We start from the raw sequence: 19,440 nt of genomic DNA on the forward strand, positions 1-19,440 counted from the left end.
AATCTGGGAAATATCCAAAAAAGAAGGCCGCATCGTCGGATGCGGCCTTCTTCCGTGAACCTTTGATCTTTGCGGCGTTTCTCAGCCCCCCGTCGCCTTCTGCGAGACGAGGAACTCGATCAGCGAGGTGAACTCCTCCACGGTCAGTCCCGCGGCCAAGCCTTGGGGCATCATGGACTGTGACAGGTGGGTCTCCTCCTTCACGTCCTCACGCTTGATCTTGGTGACCGTGCCGGTGATGTCACGCACCTCGACGATGCCGTCCGCTTCACCGGTGACGAAGCCCATCTTGGAAGTGCCATCCTTCATCGCGAGCACCGAGGTCTGGAAGCCTTGGGCCACCGCCTTGTTCGGGTCGAGGACCGAATCGACGAGGTAGTCGCGGGTGAACTTGGCTCCAGCGGCCCCGAGATACGGGCCCTTCTGCTCGGCCTTCGGATCGATCGAGTGGCAAGCAATGCAGCCCTGTGCGGTGAAGAGACGCTGGCCGGTGGCCACGTCGCCCTTGCCGGTCATGGCGGCCTTGACCACATCTGCCACCGGGAGTTCGGCGACCTTCTTGCCGGAGCCGCCACCCGCCGCCACCGCGGCTTGGGCTGCCTTTGCGGCATCGATGATCTTGGTGCTATCCCACTTGATGCCCGCCTCGATCTGCTTGTCGAAGCCTGCAAGCTTCAGGTCGGCGATCGCCTGGAAGAAGCCTACTTCCTTGGGGTTCTTCTCGACTTCGCGCTGCACCTGCTTCTTGGCGTCCTCCTTGGCCAAGGGGCTATTCAGCACCGTCAGCAAGGCCTTCCAGGCGATCCGGCTGGCGGAGTCACCCTGCTTCGCCGCGATGTCGCGGAGCGCCTTCACTTGCTCACCACGCACCGAGGCATTGACGAAGTCGGTCACGTAGGGAGCGGACTCGCCGCCAGCCGCTTGTTCCTGGGACCAAATCGCCAGCACCGCGAGGCGGTAGGGCATCGACATGTCTTCGCCGCCCTTGAGCAGCGCCTTGTAGGCATCCGCCCGCTGTGCGAAGGGGCGCTTGTTGTCCTTGGCCGCATCCACCAGCAGCATGAGCTGGGTGTTGTTGAGCTGCTTCGCCTCCATCGCGACCAGCAGCGGATCCGCGCCGGAGAGTTTCATCTGGGCGACCGGCAGGCGGTTCTTGCCGAGCAGGTCCAGCAGCTCGTTCTGGCGGGCCTGCGGAATTGTGCCGAAACCCTTTTCGATGGCTGCGGTGATCTTGTCACTCGCATCCCATTTCACCGGGTCGTAGTAGGGGCCGCGGTCGTCCGGCTGCGTGCTCCACCATGCCTTGTGGTCCCATTCCTTCTCCGTGAAGTTCAGGCGGGCCAGAGCGCCCATCACGTCGAAGCGCAGGTCATAGTCGTTCGCCGCCAGTAGGGCGATCAGGCCGTCGACCACTTCCACCTTGTGGACGCGTTCCAGTGCCCGCAGGGCGAGCTTGCGGGTAGCCGTATCGTTTACGGCCTTCAAGCAGGCCGGAATGTTTTCCAAGGATACCAGGGCCTGCATCGCCGTGTGCTCCAGCCGCGGGGAATCACCTTCCTCGCGCCAGCCGGATGAAGCCGTGAAGATCGCCGGGGCGGCGGTCTTGGCGTTCAGGCGCTCCAAGCCGATCAAGGCATGCAGCACCACCCGCGGGTTCTTGTCCTGGAGTGCGTCCACGTAGAGTTTCGCATCCACGCCATCGAGCTCGGACTTGATGTCGGTCATGGCGCGCAGCGCTTGCTCGCGCATCGTTTCGTCCGCCACCAGCTCGGCCAGGTACTTGGTGCTACCCTTGCCGTAGAGCTGCTTGAAGGTGAAGATCGCAGCAGTCCGCACCGCCACCGATTGCTTGGAATCCTTTGCGATCCCGAAGATGCCTTCGGCGAAGGGCGGCTTCTTGCCGCGCTCGAGGATCTCGCGTTGCGTTTCCAGGCGTTGGACCGCACTGGGCGAGGCCAGCAGCTTCACCAGATCCGCGTCGCTGGCCTTGGCGACATTCACATACTTGGCCGGCGTGCCCTTCGGATAGGTCACGGAGAAGATCATGCCGACCGGCTTGCCGGGACCGGCGAAGTCGAAGCTGCCATTGCGCCAGTCCGCCATGTAGAGGCGGGAGTTGCCGTCCACGTCGATGTCGGTGGCGTGCGGCAGCTTCTCAAAGGTCTTCTGGTCGATCTTGAAGCTCGCGCCGGTGCGCTGCCAGGGGTGGTAGTGCACCGTGCCCGTGGTCCAGTCGGTGGAGAACAGGGCATCCGTGAACTCGGGCGGGAAGCCCGGCTCGCTCAGCCACAGGGAGCCGGTGCCAGAGCCGCCGCCGTAGTCCGCCAGCGGCTTGATCGCTTCGTCCGCGAAATTCTTGTACATCCGCGGGTAGCCGTGATCACCAAGCTGGGTGAAGTGGTGGAAGCGGGTATTCCAGCCCTTGCCGTCGTTGGTGTTGTCCCGGCTGAAGATATCCAGCTCCGGGGAGATGGCGGTGTCGCAGATATTGCGGGTCATCACCGCGTAGGGTTCCACCTGTGAGCCATCCGGACGCACGCGGATCACCCCGCCACCATGCAGCGTGTAGGTCGAGCCATCGGTGCCCTTGGCCGGGGTGGTGCCGAAGTCACCCACGGCGATGTAGAGCCAGCCGTCGATGCCCATGCGCACGCCGTTGGTGGTGTGGTCGGCACCGCGCGGGTGCTCGATGCCACCGCCGAGGCCGGTGAGCAGGGTCTTCTCCTCGTCGACCTTGCCGTCGCCGTCCTTGTCGCGGTAGCTGCTGAGGAAGGGCGGGTGGATCAGGTAAAGCGTATCGCCCACGAAGTGGCCGCCGCGCGGGCTGCTCACATCCGGCACGAAGTGGATGAACTCGTCGGCCTTGCCGTCGCCGTCCTTGTCACGGCAGCGGATGATCCGGCCCATGTGCTCCTTGTGGCCCAGCGAGCCGTTTTGGTCGGAGGACACGTAGACGTCGCCATTGGCCGCTGCGGTGATGGCCGTCGGGTAGTCCGCATTCGGCGGCCCGGCGAATTCCTTCATTACGAAGCCATCCGGCACGGCGGAGGCACTGCCGGCAGCGGCAGCCCAAGAGAGCAAAAACAGGGTGGAACGGTTCATCGGCGGAGCGGATTACGGGCTAGCGCTGGGGATTTCTCAATCACTTGTGTGTGTTACCCGATTGGGTGGGACCCGGAAATGCGGGAAGTGGCCAACTACCCCCTTGGGGAGGCGAGATGAGGCCAGCGTGGCGTGTTGCAGGGATTCTTGCCCGAGCGGGACCTCGCCACGAAATCCCTTGCCCACAGCCGCCAAACCCCGGAAACCCGGCGCGTGATTCGCAAGGCCTTCCTTCCCGGTGCCGGGCTCGGCACGCGCCTCCGGCCGCTGACCGATCTGCTGCCGAAGCCGCTGGTACCGCTCTTCCACCGCCCCCTCATTGAGTGGGCCATGGAGTCCTGCCTGGCGGCCGGGATCACCGACTTCGCGATCAACACCCATCACCTGCCGGAGAAGTGGAGCTACGGCGAAAGTGAGGATTCCGGCATGGTGGCCGGGAATGGAATTTTTCCGCGAAAGGGCAGTTTTCTAGGGTGTCCGGTCCATCTCTTTCACGAACCCGTCCTTCTTGAGACCGGCGGCGGGGTCAAAAACGTCTCTTCCTGGATCGGAAGAGACAGCGTTCTGGTCCATAATGGCGACATCTACTCCTCGATCCCGCTCGAGCGCCTGATCGCCGCGCACGAGGCCTCCGATTGTGTCGTGACCCTGGCCCTGCGCTCAGCCGGCGTGGCCACCCACATCGCTCTGGATGAGACCGGGGAGCGGGTCATCGACATCCGCGCCAAGCTCGGCATCGCGGAAGGCACGCACGTCTTCACCGGCATCTATTGCTTCGATCCCGAGCTGCTCGACCTGATCCCACCGGGCGAGAAGATCGCCGTCATTCCGGCCTTCCTGGAACTCATCAAGCAAGGCCGCCTGGGTGCTGTCGTCCTCGATGAAGGAGATTGGCGCGACCTCGGCGACCATCGCGAGTATCTCGCCGCCCACCGCGAACTGGCCCTCGCTCCGGCGATCCATCCGCAGGCGAAGCTGGACCCTAGCGCCAGGGTTGAGTGCGGAGTGGTAGGCCCCGAGGCGGTCATCGGTGCAAATGCTATTCTTCGCGACTGCGTGGTGTGGCCGGGCGCGCAGGTCGCGGCAGGGGAGACCGTGGAGTCCCGGGTGGTCTATTGATCCGGCGGCAAGAGCCGCTCTTCCTTCAAGAGAACGGCAACGCCGTTCCATCCTAAAGCCCGGGGTTGGCCGACGCAGGAGGACTACCCTGGGTAAACCCAAAAAACGGACTCAACCCTGAAGGGGTTGCCGCGGGCCCTGCGTTACTCCGAATTCTCCCGCCAATAACCCAAAGGCTCCAGAATCGACCGAGCCTCCTGGAAATCCGCGAATTCTTCCCCACCCGCATCCGGGATCGAGGAAATACTACGGATATAGTCCTCCACGTAATCCGTCGGCAGCCCGTGCTGCTCCGCCCCCGCAAGGACCAATCCCTTGTACCAGTGGTAAGGGCGCAGCGCCTCGCCGGTCTTCACCGCCACATACACCGCGGCCTCGACTTCGCCATGCTCCGCGGAGCTGAGCTTCACCATCACCCGCCGGTAATCCCCGCTGCTCACGCCTTCCACCCGGTCCAGAGCCTCGAAATCCGGCACCTCGTAGAGCACGCCATACACCGCGCCATCCGGGTGCTCCACGATATCACCCTTGCCCGAGCGGCCGCCATTGCTGCGGATGCTCAACTTGCCGAAGGTAAGCTGGTATCCATCCAAGCGTGCCACACCTTTTAGCACTGCCGCCGGAACCCGCGTGGCTGCCGTGATGCGTTCGACCAGCATGTTCGAGCCGTAGGCGAAGTAGAGGGGCATGGCGTTGAAGCGAAGACGGACCATAATAAGGGCGAGGTCTTTGGAAAGCCCGACCGGTTCCCGCTTTGACACCCACCACCGCTTGCCCCGATACCGGATGAGTGCGTGTTCCTCCGCTGCTCCTGCGCCGTGTTCTGCCGGTCTGTGCCGTGCTGGGGCTCGGCGGAGTCCTTGCAATGCGTGGCTGCCCGGAGGAGACCTCGCAGGCCCGGACTCCCCGGGCACCCGCGAGCAAAACCCATCGCTCCGATCCACAGACCCGGCTCGCCAAGTGGTCGGAGCGCTTCGACGAAAAGAAGCCGCCGCCGGCCGAACTCGTCCGGGATGCGGCCACGCCCGCCGGGCAGCTTGAGAACGGGTTGCGCTACATCCTGGCACCGCAGGCGGACCAGCCGGGCGAAGTCAGCTTGCGCCTGATCGTGCTGGCCGGGTCCATGCACGAGAGGGAAGGGGAGCACGGGCTCGCGCACTTCGTGGAGCACCTCGCCTTCATGGGCCGCAGGAGCCGCCCGAATGGTCACGCGCTGGAGGAGTTCGAGCGCCTCGGCCTGACCCGTGGTGCGGACTCGAATGCCCACACGGCCCGCGACCACACACTCTACCGCCTCGATCTACCGCAGGCCGATGCCGCCGCTCTCGCGGAGTCTTTCGGCTTCCTGCGCGACATCGTGGATGGCCTGCTCTTCCGCGCGGAGGATGTGGACGCGGAGCGCCGCGTGGTCCTGCGCGAGTTGGAGGATACGAAGGATGGCCAGCCCTTCGACCTGCGTGCCGCCGCCATTTTGCCGGGAGTGCCCGCCGCCAGGCTCGGGCCCGGCGGCCTGACGGAGGAGGTCGCGCAGGCCACGCCGGAAAAGCTGCGGGGCCTGTGGCGGCGCACCTATCGGCCGGCTCGCATAGCACTCGTCGTGAGCGGGGACTTTGAGATGGAGGCAATGACTGCGCGCATCCGCGAGACCTTCGGTAGTCTGCCCGCGGGCAGCCCGGAAGCGGTTCCGGATCCGGGCAATCCCATGCAGCCCCGTGGCCCGGCGCTGGACTTCGTCCCGTATCCTTCGGATGAAGGAGTGAGGCTTACCGTGGCAGCGCGGCTTCCGGTCAAGACCTTGCCCGACGGTCCGGAACTCCGGCGTCGCCAGCTCACGCGGGAGCTGGCTCTGAAGATGCTGGCCCAACGCTTGAGCCGCGATGCGCAAGAGCGTGACGCGGCCCGCGTCGACAAATTCCAAGCGCTGATCGAACTGCTGCCGGGGATCACGTGGCTGGAAGTATCTTCCAAGGTGGCTCCCGCCAGTGCCATCCGCCTGCTCGATCCCTTCCTGCGGGATTTTCTCTCCGCCCGCGACAGCGGCTTCAGCGACGTGGAATTCGCGGAGGCCCGCGGCGACGTCCGGCGCGCAATCCGGGAGAATTTCAGCGAGCGCCTCAGCCAGTCGAATGAAAGTCTCGCCACGCTGCTGGCGGATTCCATCCGCACCGGCCGGCTGGTCGAGTCTCCGGAAGACGAGGTGAACCGCGCCCGCACCGATCTGCTCTCCATCACCCGCCAAGAATGCGAGGCCCTGTTGCGCGATGAATGGCGGGATACCTCGCTGAGCATTTTGCTCTCCGGGGAGGTCGCGGACCTCTCCGAAAACAAGGCGCAGGAGGCATTGGAGCGTGCCCTTGCCGCCTCGCGTCAGCCGGCCCCGGAGCATGGGAAGATCCGCCCACTCCTCATTGACCCCTTCGGCACGCCCGGAACTCTGGTCCGCCAGGATCTCGACGAAGGGCGCGGCATGCTGGAGGCGGAGTTTGCGAATGGCGTGCTGGTCCGCCTGCAGCCCATGCCCTCGCTGGGTGGCATCGTCGAGGTAGGGGTGGATGTGGGGCACGGCATGCTGTCCGTGCCAGCGGACCACCCGGGTCTGGGCATGGCCGCCACCTTCCTTTGCAACTGGAACCCCTTCGGGGATTTTTCGGAACTGCAGCTCGATGCGGCGATGGCGGATCGCGAGCTGTCTCATTGGTTTTGTACCGGGACCGACCGCTTCTTCTTGGAAGGCAGCACCGACCGCGACAACCTCGCTACCCAGTTGGAAATCCTTTGTGCCTCAATTGAGCGTCCGGGCTTGGTCAAGCGGCCAAGGCCATGGAAGGCCGGCGAGCGGGACCTAGCCTATATCAAGCAGCAGACCAGCGATCCCTTCATCAATCGCTTCCGGCAACTGCGCCATGGCGAGGATCCGCGGATGGACCTCTATTCGCCCGACCTCATGAACTGCGACAGCGCCATGGTGGCAAAGTGGCTGCTGCCCATGCTGGCCAAGGACCGCCTGCGGGTGCGGATCGCGGGCGACTTCGCTCCCGCGGAGGCGCTGGCCGTGCTGGCCAATACCTTTGGGGCGCTCCCGCTGCGCAGCCGGTGGCGGGAAGGCTCGCCTTATCCGCTCCCGCCCGCCACGCCCCCGGGCCAGTACCGGTATGTTGCGGGGAGCGGGGAGGAAAAGGGGAAGGCTTGCCTGATGCTTGCCGCGGCACCCGCGGACAACCCGGAGGAGGATATCCGCCACCAGCTCCTGCAGAGCCTGTTGAAGAGCCGGGTGGAATCCTTGCTCCGGGACAGTCTGGGCGAGAGCTACCTGCTCCGCGGCCTGCGCATGGACGTGGCCGGCCGACCGCGCGAGTGGTTCGGCCTTCTGTCTTTCTGCGCCGTCGACCGCTGCGAGGTCGTGGCCGGGAAGCTCCGCACCGTGGTGGAGGGCGTGAGGCGCGGCGAGTGGTCCGCGGATGAATACCTGCGCGCCTACCGGCCGCTGCAACCCGCCTTCCGCAAGCGACTCCGGGATCCGGATGAGGTGCTCGCGCAGCTCACGGAGCTGGAGACCCTACCCCGCCTGGCGGATCTGGATCCCGCCAAGCTGGCCGCCATGGAACCCGCCCTGCGCAAGCTCGCGGCCCGGGTGCTGGATCTGGAGGGGGCCGTGGAACTCCAGACCCTGCCGCCGGAGTAGGTTTCTGCGGCCGGACTTTCCCCTTGTCCCCCGGGCGGTCTTTCCAAGAACCTCCCGCCGCGATGCCGACCGACGCGATCCTCCACGCCACCCGACAGTACCTCGGGATCGATCCGACCGTGACCGTAACCATGACCCCGATCAAGAAGGGGGCCTCGGGGCGGACGATCGTGCGCGTGAAGACTCCGGGCCGGGATCCCTTCATCGGCATCCACTGGACCGACGACCGGCCGGACAGCGACAATTTCCTGCCAGTTGCCAAGTTCCTGAAGGCGACCAAGATCAACGTGCCGGAGATCTTCCACGAGATCCCGCACCGCCGGGTCGCGCTGGTGCAGGATCTCGGGGATATCGATCTCTACTCGCTGAAGGATGCAGCTTTCGAAGAGCGCGAGCCTTACTACCGTTCCGCCCTCCAGCAGATCGACAAGCTCTTCTACTCGAAGGGGCCGAAGGACTTCGAACTGATGCCGCCCTTCGATGAGACGCTCTACCGCTGGGAGCAGGAGTATTTCTTTGAGCACCTGGTCGAAGGCCTGCTCGGCATGGAGGCGGACGAACTACGGGAAGGCTCGGAGTTCAGCGACCTCGCCAAGCGCCTCGGGGCCTCCGCAAAGCATCTGGTCCACCGCGACTTCCAATCGCAGAACCTGCTGCTCCACGAGGACAAGGCCTGGTGGATCGATTTCCAAGGCATGCGCCGCGGCCGTCAGGAGTATGACATCGCCTCGCTGGTCTACGACCCCTACATGGACCACTCGGAAGAGGACCGCGAGAAGATCCTGGATATCTGGGAGGACATCTCCGAGGACCGGCCGGAGGAGACGATTTTCCGCCAGTGCGCGGCGCAGCGCCTGATGCAGGCGCTCGGGGCCTTCGGCAATATCATCCGCAACCGGAGCGATGAATGGTACGCTCCACACGTCCCCGTGGCTGCCCGTTTCCTCGCTGAAGTGACCGCTGGCACCCCGTTGGAAAAACCCCTCGCTCCGGTGCTCGCCAAGGCGCGAGACTATGCCCCGTGAGCGCCTTGCCCCGCCGGCCCTTCGTGAATGCCGCCGTGATTCTCGGCGTCGGCCTCTTTGCGCTTGGTGCGGCGTCCGGGATCCCGGCCTTGCAGAAGCTGGAGCTCTCGCTGATGGAGAAGCTCTCGCTCAAGCTCGACCCCACGCCATCCGCCTTTACCGGGGACGGCAGCCCGGTTCACCCGTGGCAGCGCTGGAAGTCCCGGCCTGCGCCCGCGCCGGAGCCGGTGCGGCTGCTTTCGGTCGATGACGATGCGGAGGGCTATTTCCGCGAGTCCCCGCCAGCCCCAGACGATTGCGCGATCATCTTCCGCCGCCTTTACGATGCCGGGCATCGCACGGTGGCCTGTGGCTACCTGATGGCATGGGAGGAGCCCGACCCGCTAGCCGTCGTTGCCCTGCGCAAGCAGCTCGACCGCTTCGATGCCGCGGTGCTCGGCCTGCCGCTGTCGCGTGGGGCTGCCGCCGCGCCGCTGCCTTCGCCCTTCCTGCGCCTTTCGATCCTGGCCGCGAAAGTCGACGGTGATACGAGCGCCCTACCGCAGGTCAACAAGGTGGCGGCACCGGGGGCCGAACTTGGCGGCGACAAGACCTTGGCCGGGTTCACCCTGCTGGAGAACGAGCGCAAATCCGAAGATGGCCGGCTGCCCTTGCTCGCCCGCTGGGGTGACCGCGTGATCTTCGCCCTGCCGCTGGCTGCGGAGATCGCGGCGATAGGGCTTGATCCCAGTGAAGTCCGGGTGGCACTGGGCCACGAGATCCGGCTCGGACCTGATGGTCCGGTCGTACCGATCGATGCTCTGGGCCGCACCACGCTGGCAGACAAGCCAGCCGTAAGCGATGTCCCGGCCTGGAAGCTGATCGCAGAGGATAGCCCGGTTCCTCCGGCGTGGTCGCCCTTGCTGATCCGCGATGGCCGGGCGGAAATGTCGGTGGCGGACAAGGCATGGTCGGATTCCCTGGCGGGACTGTCGGCAAAGATCCACTCCTCCCCTCGCTACGATAGGCCGCTGACCTTGCCGCGCATGCCGGTGCTGGTGGAGATGGGCCTTGTGCTTTTACTGGCGTTCTTCGCTGCGTGGGCCACTTGGATGAAGCGCTTTTTCTGGCGTTTGGTGGCGGTGCTTGCCGCCGCCGCCTTCGCTGGTGAGTTGGTTTTCCTGCTCTCCAGCCGTTGGAATCTCTGGCTCCCGCCCCTGGCGATCGCGGGCATGAGCCTTTCTTCGCTGCTGCTCTCCATCTACCGCGAGCCCAGCGACGTGAAGAAGCCGTTGGTCAACCCACGGCCATGGGAGGATCCCAACTACAAGCCGCAGCGGCCGCTCGTTCAGGAGCCGGAGGTGCCAGCCCCTGCGCCCGCTCCGGTCCCGATTCCCGTGCGTGGTGCGCCTGCCTTGGCCCCGCTAACACCCTTGGTCCCGCTCCAGGCGGTGGTGCCTGAAGTCACCCCTGCGGTGGTGTCGGTGGCCCCTGCCGCGGCACCCGAGGCTCCAGAGCCACCACAGGGGCCGCCTCTCACGCGGGTAAAATTCTCCGCCGGGCGGGTGGTCCTACCGGTCTCCGCGCATGAGATCTGGGGAAGTCCCGAGCCCCTGCCGGAGGTGGAGGAGCCAGCGCTACCCGCCGTGGAAGCGCGGGTGGAACCGGTGGAAGTCCCGGCGGCCCAAGAGGAACCGCCGTTTGAGCTGGCTGTCTTGGAGAAGGTAGAGGAGGAACCCCGTGCTGAGCCGGAAGCTGAGCCGGAAGCCGAGCCGGAAGCCGAGCCGGAAGCCGAGCCGGAAGCCGAGCCGGAAGCCGAGCCGGAAGCCGAGCCGGAAGCCGAGCCGGAAGCCGAGCCGGAAGCCGAGCCGGAAGCCGAGCCGGAAGCCGAGCCGGAAGCCGAGCCGGAAGCCGAGCCGGAAGCCGAGCCGGAAGCCGAGCCGGAAGCCGAGCCGGAAGCCGAGCCGGAAGCCGAGCCGGAAGCCGAGCCGGAAGCCGAGCCGGAAGCCGAGCCGGAAGCCGAGCCGGAAGCCGAGCCGGAAGCCGAGCCGACTCCTGCCGCTGCCGAAGCGCCAGTGGCTAGCCCGCCCGTGGCGCCTCCGCAGAGCCCTTCCACTGCACCCAAGAAGTTCCCGCCGCCGCATAAGAAGGGCTCCGGCAAGCGAAAGAAGAAGCGCCGCTGAGCGAGTGAGCTCGCCGCCGAATTCTTCCTTGGAACTTGAAGCCCAATCTCCCGATCTTCCTTCTCACCTCGCACCCACCCACCGCATGGACCTCCAGCATCCCATCGAGAAAGCCGAAGCCCTGATCGAGGCTCTGCCCTACCTTCAGGCCTTCCGCGGCAAGACCTTCCTGATCAAGATGGGCGGCTCGGCGATGGAGGACCCGGATCTCGTCGCCAAGGTCATGCGCGACATCGTTTTCCTCGAGGTGGCCGGCATCAATCCGATCGTCGTCCACGGCGGCGGCAAGGCCATCTCCGCAGCCATGAAGGAGGCCGGGCTTGATGCCGAGTTCGTCGGCGGCTTCCGCGTGACCTCGGATGAGGCGATCGACATCGTTGAGAAGGTGCTCTCCAACGAGATCAACCCCGGCCTCGTCCGCATGATCCGCGACTTCGGCGGCAAGGCGGTCGGCATCGCCGGGACGGATGTGTTCCTCGGCGAGAAGATGCACGCGACCGATGCCCAAGGGCAGCGCGTGAACCTCGGCCGGGTGGGGGAAGTGGTCGGCTGCCAGCTCAGCCAGATGGATGCAGCCCACAGTGCAGGCATCGTGCCGGTGATTTCACCGCTGGCCGCGGAGCTCGCGACCGGGCGGCCGCTCAATATCAATGCCGACCTCGCAGCCGCCGCGCTGGCCAAGGAACTGCGCGTTGCCAAGCTGGTCTACCTCTCGGATGTGCCCGGCCTGATGATGGATCCCTCCAAGCCGGAGACCCTGATCAAGTCCGTGAGCCGCGCCCAAGCGGACGACCTGATGAGCGATGGCACCATCTCCGGTGGCATGATCCCGAAGATCAAGAGCGCCATCGATGCCCTCAACGCCGGGGTCCGCAAGGTCCACTTTATCGATGGACGTCTGCCGCATGCCTTGCTGTTGGAGATCTTTACCGACGGTGGCATCGGCACCGAGGTGACGCGCTAAGATCCCGGCAAACAAAAACCGGCCGCCCCACGAAGAGGCGGCCGGTATGAAATGGTCCAGTGCTCCTCAGGGATTCTCCCGACGGTAGAATCCGCGCGAGCCTACCTGCGAATCCCGGGAAGCGGCCCGTCGGGACCGACAGCTTCAGCGGAAGATGCGGTGTCCCAGCAGGCGCGCCGTGGGAACGGTGGCGGTTTTGGTATGGGAGTGCTTGCCGTCCTCGATCTGGAAGCCCAAGCGCTCCAGAATGGTGATCATGCGCCGGTTCTCACTCTGAACCTCGGTCCTGAACTTCCCGAGGCTCCGGGCTGAAGCCCATGCATGGGCTATCTTCAGCAGGGTGACGAATATTCGCGATCCCGCTCTCTCCGGCACGATCTGCATGGAGGAAATGTAGAGGCCATCCGAGTCCCGATAGTCGGGCAGGATCTCCAAATAGCCGCACAAGCGGTCGTTCCCAAAGGCTCCGAAGAATCGCGTTTCGCTTCCGGTCAAACCGGCGATGCGCTTCTCCCACGGAAAGTCCGGAAAGCCGGATGCCGCCATAATGGGAAGCATGTTGGCACGATCCAACTCGAGTACGGACTCCAGCAGCGCAGGATCTCCCCCGACTTCGCTTCCGGAAAGGTGCCGGAAGCAAAGGGGAGATTTATCCGGGAACTCTCCCGGCCTCACTTGTCCGCCGTCTCGGGGGCGGGATCAGTAGTACCCTTCGGTGGCTCGATCAGTCCGCGGAACTGCTGGCCCCAGTCGCGGGCCTTCGGGTGGGTCACGTGGGCTTCGATGTGCTCGAGCATCTTCAGCGCCGAGCGCTTCTGGTCGCCCGACTTGTAGAGATCCATCTCCATCTGCCACTGCAACTCCGGCAGGGTTTCCACCACGAATTTTTCGTAGTCGGGGTTGGCATCCTCGTGCGGTTTGCCCTTCTCCCCACCACGCTCGCCGCGGCGACCCCCGCCGCCGCCACCGAAGGACTGGCGCGCGATCCCCTCATAGCGGATCCGGCGGGCCCACTGCTCGCGCATCGCGTCGAAATTCTGCTTCGCCCGCAGAGGCGGCATGATCACCTGCTCGAAAACCGCGGCGTTCTCCAGCGGGGAGGGGGGCCACTTCTCAAGCTTCAGGCCGCCGAGGCTATAGGCCCGCGCGAAGACCGTGGAGGTCACCGGCTGGCGCAGGGAGTCGGCATCCCCTCCGAATTGATCGGGGTTGTCGTAAATCGATGACAGCGCTTCAGACGCCCGCGGAGCGAGATCAGCGATCTTTTCCGGCTTCTCGGCAGCTTCAAGGGTCATCACCAGCCAGCGCAATTGGTGGCGCAGGGTGACCTTGAAGCCCGGATTGTCGAGACGGTCGGCCTGGCGGCGCTTCCACTCGCGGAAATCTTGGGAGCTTTTCTTCTGATCCTCGAAGTCGACCTTCTCCACGCACTTCAGATACAGCTCCATTGCGGCGTCATCGCTCGCCATGGCAGTACGAAAGGCAGCCACGGCACCTCCTACGCGGCTCATTGCCTTCGACTTAGCCTCGTCGCGCAGGGTATCCAGCTTTTCCAGCAGGGCCTGTTTATCGGCTTGGGACAGCGGATCGGCGTGGCAGAGCGGGGCGGCGAGTAGGAGGGCGAGGAGAAAGGGACGGTGCATTGGGTTTGCTGGATTTCGTGGTGAGTTGAAACGCCGGACAAGCCCCGATGTTTTGCATCGATTGCGGAAATTACAGGAATTTCGACGCTGCGCCCGCCACTTGCTGAAAATCATGCGCTCCGGGATGGATCGCGTGACCGCATGGTAACTACGGGCCCGCCGGGCGCTACCTGCATTCCCTCTTTGCGGAAGGTGGACAGTCCGGGAGTCCTGTTTCAAGCTCCTGCCCATGTCCAAACCACGCATCGGAGTTGTCGGAACCGGCCGGATGGGCGCGAATATGGCGCGCCGCCTGAAAGACCAGGGCTATGAGGTCACCGCGGTCTACGACGCTTTCCCGCAGATCGCCGCGGAGCTGGCCACCGAGTTGGGAGCCAAGCACGTCGCCACTCTCGCCGAGGTGACCGCTGCTGCCGATGTGATCCTGACGGTGGTCACGGACGACGCCGCAATGCGGGCGATTTTCGCCGCAGAAGGGGACTCGCTCCTCAACGGGGCCGCAGGCAAGACCTTCATCAATTGCGCCACCGTCAGCCCTGAGGTGCATGTCGCCGTGGATGCCGCGGCTGCCGCCAAGGGAGCTACCGCCCTTGAGGCCTGCATGGCCTCCAGCATCACCCAGGCCCGCCAAGGCACGCTCTACCTCATGGTCGGCGGCACGGCGGATGCTTTCCAGAAAGTGGAAGGCGTGCTCAAGGATCTCTCCTCCTCGCTCCGCCATGTCGGCGGCACCGGCCAAGCGGCGAAGGTCAAGGCGCTGGTCAACATGGTCATGAACATCAATACCGCCGGCCTCGCGGAGGGCCTCGGCCTCGGCGCAGCGCTGGGGCTCGACCTAAAGATGCTCAAGGAGGTCTTCTCCCAGACCGGCGCGAATTCCCGGGTGCTGGAGACCGATGGCGACGACATGATCGCCCGCGAACACGATTGCTACTTCTCCGCCGCTCACGCTGCGAAGGACAGCGGCATCGCCAATGCCCTCGCCGCCGAAACGGGCGTGAATGTCCCGCTGTCCCTGGCCACCGAGGCGCAGTATCACCGCCTGACCGAGCTGGGACTGGGCGAGCTTGATAAATCCGGCATCGCCGAATTGACCTTCCCCGGCCGCACAGTTCACTGACTTCCCACCTGCGATGCAGCTTCCTGAATTCCGCAACCGCTTCGGCGAAAAGCTTGATACTGCCTTCCACGAGGGCAGCCGCGAAGGTGTGCTCGTGCTGTTAGGCCACGGCGTGACCGGCAACAAGGACCGCCCGCTGTTGGTGAATCTGGCCGAAGGCCTCGCTGCCAAGGGCTGGCCCTGCTTGAGGATCTCTTGGGCCGGCAATGGCGCCTCTGAAGGAAAATTCGGCGACGCCACCATCACCAAGGAAAGCGGTGACCTGCGGGACATCCTTGATGTGCTGCCGCAGCGCCTGAAGGTCGCCTACATCGGCCACAGCATGGGCGGTGCGGTGGGCGTCACCACTGCCTCGGGGGACGATCGTATCCGCGTGCTGGTGAGCCTCGCCGGGATGATCCGCACCGAGGAATTCTCCGAGCGCGAGTTCGGTTCCGTGATTCCCGGCCAAGGCTTCATGTGGGACGAGCCCGCTTGTCCACTCTCGCAGAAGTTCATGGATGACATGCAGTGCACCGGCGATCTCTTCGATGAGGTGGGTCAGGTCACGGCGCCTTGGCTGCTCATCCACGGCACCGCCGATGACGTGGTGCTGATCCAAGACAGCCGCGATGCCTACGACACCGCCGAGGAGCCGAAGCGACTCGTCGAGATCCAGGGCGCGGAGCATTCCTTCGATGAGAAGACCTATCCGAAGGTGATCGGCGAGACCGCGGATTGGCTGGAGGAGTATTTGGTCTAGCAGAACTCCCGGTGGGGATGGGGTTGGCGCGCCCAACCTATGGAGAATGGGAGGGTTACAGGCGTGGGGCATGCAGCTAAAGATGCAGGCTACCTTGGCCCCGTGTATTCGGGGTTGAAACCCTCATACCTCCATGCTCCACCATTTGACCCGTGGGATCGCGTTGCTAATTGCCAGTGCGGCTATTATCCTCAGTTCTGCGACTTTATCGAATGCCCAGGCCACGGTGCGGGTAATGCCGCTGGGCGATTCCATCACCTATGGGATGGGCAATGGCACGGAGCAGATCCCCGGCGGTTACCGCGAGCCCTTGGCCCATCTCTATGCCGCGGGCAGCATTCCCTTTCTCTTCGTCGGGAGCGACACCTCGAACAGCACGTCCTATCTGGTCAGTACTGGCCAGCAGGCGAATGAAGGCCACACCGGTTGGCGGATCGACCAGATTCAGTCCTTCATCAATGCCTGGCAGAGCAGCGCGAATCCCGATGTCGTGCTGCTTCACATCGGCACCAACGACATCCTCCAGAATTTCAATCTCGGTAGCGGTGCCGGCAATGATACCTCCGCGGCGATCGGCCGTCTGACCACGCTGATCAATACCCTCTATGCGAACAAGCCGGGCCTGAAGCTGGTGCTCTCCACCTTGATCCCGATCCAGGATGGCCGCGATGAATACGTGAAGAACTACAATGCCGCGCTGTCCGCAACGGTGGTCCCGAACTTCAGCTCGCAGGGCAAGAGCATTGTGCTCGTGGACAACTACGCGAACTTCGTGAATGGCGACCAGAGTTGGAAGGCCTCGCAGTTCGCCGGCTATGCACACCCCAATGCCACGGGCTATGCCGCGATGGCCGCAACTTGGGCCACGGTGCCGCTGCCAGCGGTTGAGGGAATCGTCTTCACGCCAAGCTCCGCTGCCACCGCCTCAGGCAAGGACTCCGCCATTGCGGTGAACTTGGTCCGTGCCGGTGAAAGCACCCTGTCCAGCGTGACTGCTCCCACGGGTTCCTTGAATGGCACCTTTCTGGTTGCCGGGCTGAATGATGGCGGCGCTGCCACCAATCCCCAAATGACCTACTACTCCGTGACCGATGGGAATGGCGGCGCTGCCAAAATGCCGGACACGGTGAGCTTCGAGCTGAATACCACCGCCAATGCCTCCGGCTACGACATCAGCAGCGTGCAAGCGATCAGCGGTTGGGGTGACCACAACCTCGGTGCGCAGAGCTTCCAGCTCTGGATCGCGCGGAACCATGAGGAGTATGTGAACTTCGGCACCTTCACGAACGCGGCGCTGGTCAATGGCGGGAATTCTTCCTTCCTCTCCACCGTCAGCCATAGCACGGGCGTGCTGGCCAGGAATGTCACTGGCGTCCGCTTCGTGATGATGAACCCCGATTCCTCATCCGGTGCCACTGTGGTGGGCAGCACCCAGGCCGGATCGAGCGGTGGCACGGTGGTGCGCGAGTTGCAGGTTTTCGGCGCGCCCTCCGCGGCCTTGCCTCCGAAACCGCTGACCGCCACCTACTCCACCGCGAATCTCGCGACGGGCAAGGACAGTGCAGTGGCGGTGAACCTCCTGCGTGCCGGGCAGAGCTCTCTCGCAAGTGTGGTCGCCCCGACCGGCTCGCTGAGCGCGCTGTTCCCGGTGGCCGGGCTGAATGACGGCAGCGCCGCAGGCAACGCGAATTGCACCTACTACTCTGTCACCGATGCCAATAGCGGTGCGACGATCATGCCCGTGACGGTGACCTTCAATCTCGACACCACAGTCAATACCGCGGGCTACGACCTCACCAGCTTGCAGGCGATCAGCGGCTGGGGTGACCACAGTCTCGGGGCGCATCGTTTCCAAGTGCTGCTCTCCATCGGCAACGGGCCTTTCACGGACTACGGCACCTATCGAAATGCGGATGTGGTGAACGGCGGCAACTCCTCCTTCCTCACCACCCTTACTGCCGCCAGCGGGACCACCATCGCCAGCCATGTCACGGGCATCCGCTACGTCTTCATGAACCCGGATGCGGGCAGCGGCGCGGGCGCGGTGGGCCCCAGCCAGGCTGGTGGTGGCTCGAGCGGTGGCACTGTGGTGCGTGAGCTGCAGGCCTTCGGCACGGCCTCTGCGGCGACTCAGCCTTCCTATGCGACATGGGCAGCCGACCACGGTCTGAGCGGAAATGATGCCTCGCCCGACGCTGATCCCAATGGCAACGCGCTCAGCAACCTGTTGGAATACGCCCTCGGTGGCGATCCGGTGGCTGCTGGGGCCGGGCCTCTCCCGATGCAAGACATCGCCGCAGATCACCCCCGCCTCTCCTTCACCCGCTTGGTGGACCGCGCCGACCTCACGTTGACGGTGCAGGCGAGTTCGACCTTGGATTCGTGGACCGACTTGGCGAAGAGCACTGGTGGCGCGGCTTTTGCCACCCTTGCCGGGGGTGTAAGCGTGAGTGAGACCGGCACCGGCAATACCCGCACCGTGATTGTGACTGACAACCTCACCGTGACCGGTACCGCGACCCGCTTCCTCCGCCTGAAGGCGGAGGATTGAGGCGGCCTGCCTGTGGTCGAAGGATCGTATTTCCGGCCCCGCTGGCTCGCCCGGCGGGGTCTTTTTCGTGCCATTCAAAAACCGAAGTCCAAAGTTCAGCCTTCAAACTTCGGGATTCCTCCCGTACCACCCGCCCCGTGCTCGCCAAACGCATCATTCCCTGCCTCGACGTGACCGATGGACGCGTGGTCAAAGGCGTCAATTTCGTCGATTTGATCGATGCCGGTGATCCGGTGGAGGCAGCCATGGCCTACAACGCCCAGCAGGCGGATGAGCTGGTCTTCCTCGACATCACGGCATCCTCCGACAATCGCGGGACGATGATCGATGTGGTCCGCCGCACCGCGGAGCATTGCTTCATCCCGCTCACCGTGGGCGGGGGCATTCGCAGCGTGGAAAACATGCGCGAGATGCTGCTGGCCGGAGCGGACAAGGTGGGCATCAACACCTCAGCGGTAAAGGAGCCCGGCCTCGTCGATGCCGGGGCCAAGGCCTTCGGTAGCCAGTGCATTGTGGTGGCGATCGACGCCAAACGCGAGGGCCCAGGCAAGTGGGGCGTCTACACTCACGGCGGTCGCACCCCGGTGGGTTTGGATGCCGTGGAGTGGGCCAAGGAAGTCTGGCGCCGCGGGGCGGGGGAGATCCTTCTGACGAGCATGGATGCGGATGGCACCCAAGCCGGTTACGATTGCGAGCTGACTGCCGCGATCTCTGAAAGTGTGGGCATTCCGGTGATCGCCAGCGGTGGCGCGGGCAATCTGGACCACATGGTGGAGGTCTTGGAAAAGGGCAAGGCGGACGCTGTTTTGGCGGCCAGTATCTTCCACTTCGGCAAGCACACCGTGGGTGAAGCGAAGCGTTATTTTGCCGAGCGCGGCATCCCGGTTCGCCCCGAAATCGTGTGAGTTGCTGAAATTCAAGTTCGCCGCGCCTTTCAAACGCGACGAAGGCGCTTGATTTATGAGCTTGCCCTAGGATCGGCGACCGTGTAGCGGGGGAAATGTCCGGCGACCTCAGTCGGGCTCGCTTCACCCAGCCTTTGCGCCATCGGCTGACGAAGTGGTTCCGTGAAATGGCGTTGAGACTACAGACAAGATGGACATCTACGTGGGCAACCTGCCCTTCAGCGCCACCGAAGAAGAAGTGGCTGAGCTCTTCGCCGCCTTCGGGCCGGTGGAGAAAGTGAAAATCGTCACCGATCGCGAGACCGGCCGCCCACGCGGGTTTTGCTTCGTGACTTTGGCCGACGGCTCCAAGGCAAAGGAGGCTGCTGAGGCGGTGGACGGCAAGGACTTCGGCGGGCGTCCGCTCCGCGTGAACCCGGCTGAAC

Annotated in this window: 13 protein-coding genes and 1 pseudogene; 10 read left to right on the plus strand and 4 right to left on the minus strand. The window is 64.5% G+C overall.

Going from position 1 to position 19,440, the window contains the following annotated elements:
- Positions 1 to 81 precede the first annotated feature (81 nt).
- Positions 82 to 3,102 carry a c-type cytochrome gene (locus BV071_RS20080; protein ID WP_035611119.1) on the minus strand — a complete coding sequence of 1,007 codons (3,021 nt, stop codon included), beginning with the start codon at positions 3,100 to 3,102 and terminating at the stop codon, positions 82 to 84.
- A 147-nt stretch (positions 3,103 to 3,249) separates the two neighbouring features.
- On the opposite strand from BV071_RS20080, the gene BV071_RS33340 reads away from it, so the two are divergent.
- Positions 3,250 to 4,221 (plus strand): sugar phosphate nucleotidyltransferase, encoded by a 972-nt coding sequence (locus BV071_RS33340; protein WP_265594667.1) that lies wholly within the window; start codon positions 3,250 to 3,252, stop codon positions 4,219 to 4,221.
- Positions 4,222 to 4,364: 143 nt separating this feature from the next.
- On the opposite strand, the gene BV071_RS20090 is transcribed toward BV071_RS33340, so the two are convergent.
- Complete coding sequence (locus BV071_RS20090; RefSeq protein WP_052573651.1) at positions 4,365 to 4,934, minus strand: gamma-glutamylcyclotransferase; 570 nt, start codon at positions 4,932 to 4,934, stop codon at positions 4,365 to 4,367.
- Positions 4,935 to 5,011: 77 nt separating this feature from the next.
- Between BV071_RS20090 and BV071_RS20095 the strand changes: the two genes are divergently transcribed.
- The 4 genes from BV071_RS20095 to argB all read left to right on the plus strand — a co-directional run bounded on the left by BV071_RS20095 (position 5,012) and on the right by argB (position 12,054).
- Complete coding sequence (locus BV071_RS20095; protein ID WP_035611121.1) at positions 5,012 to 7,903, plus strand: insulinase family protein; 2,892 nt, start codon at positions 5,012 to 5,014, stop codon at positions 7,901 to 7,903.
- A 62-nt stretch (positions 7,904 to 7,965) separates the two neighbouring features.
- Entirely contained in the window at positions 7,966 to 8,928 is a 963-nt protein-coding gene (locus tag BV071_RS20100) for a phosphotransferase (RefSeq protein WP_035611123.1), read from the plus strand.
- Positions 8,925 to 11,090, plus strand: coding sequence for a hypothetical protein (locus BV071_RS20105; RefSeq protein WP_035611125.1), 2,166 nt, complete (start codon positions 8,925 to 8,927; stop codon positions 11,088 to 11,090). The genes BV071_RS20100 and BV071_RS20105 overlap by 4 nt, the downstream gene beginning before the upstream one ends.
- A gap of 28 nt (positions 11,091 to 11,118) precedes the next feature.
- A complete protein-coding gene (gene argB, locus BV071_RS20110; protein ID WP_265594668.1) occupies positions 11,119 to 12,054 on the plus strand; it encodes an acetylglutamate kinase in 936 nt (311 codons plus the stop codon).
- A gap of 144 nt (positions 12,055 to 12,198) precedes the next feature.
- On the opposite strand, the gene BV071_RS20115 is transcribed toward argB, so the two are convergent.
- A complete protein-coding gene (locus BV071_RS20115) occupies positions 12,199 to 12,612 on the minus strand; it encodes a GNAT family N-acetyltransferase (protein WP_265594669.1) in 414 nt (137 codons plus the stop codon).
- Positions 12,613 to 12,725: 113 nt separating this feature from the next.
- Positions 12,726 to 13,697: a hypothetical protein gene (locus BV071_RS20120; RefSeq protein WP_035611129.1), complete on the minus strand. Its 972-nt coding sequence runs from the start codon at positions 13,695 to 13,697 to the stop codon at positions 12,726 to 12,728.
- Between the two features lie 199 nt (positions 13,698 to 13,896).
- Between BV071_RS20120 and BV071_RS36145 the strand changes: the two are divergent.
- The 5 genes and pseudogenes from BV071_RS36145 to BV071_RS20145 form a co-directional block, all read left to right on the plus strand.
- A pseudogene (locus tag BV071_RS36145) lies at positions 13,897 to 14,817 on the plus strand (NAD(P)-dependent oxidoreductase); the annotation flags it as partial.
- 13 nt (positions 14,818 to 14,830) lie between these two features.
- A complete protein-coding gene (locus BV071_RS20130) occupies positions 14,831 to 15,559 on the plus strand; it encodes an alpha/beta fold hydrolase (protein ID WP_035611133.1) in 729 nt (242 codons plus the stop codon).
- 133 nt (positions 15,560 to 15,692) lie between these two features.
- Positions 15,693 to 18,110: an SGNH/GDSL hydrolase family protein gene (locus BV071_RS33345; protein WP_081886121.1), complete on the plus strand. Its 2,418-nt coding sequence runs from the start codon at positions 15,693 to 15,695 to the stop codon at positions 18,108 to 18,110.
- A 137-nt stretch (positions 18,111 to 18,247) separates the two neighbouring features.
- A complete protein-coding gene (gene hisF / locus BV071_RS20140) occupies positions 18,248 to 19,015 on the plus strand; it encodes an imidazole glycerol phosphate synthase subunit HisF (protein ID WP_035611135.1) in 768 nt (255 codons plus the stop codon).
- A 190-nt stretch (positions 19,016 to 19,205) separates the two neighbouring features.
- The coding region (locus BV071_RS20145) for an RNA-binding protein (RefSeq protein WP_035611137.1) at positions 19,206 to 19,440 on the plus strand (235 nt) is incomplete at its 3' end.

The sequence above is a fragment of the Haloferula sp. BvORR071 genome (genome assembly GCF_000739615.1).
Taxonomy (GTDB): Bacteria; Verrucomicrobiota; Verrucomicrobiia; order Verrucomicrobiales; family Akkermansiaceae; genus Haloferula.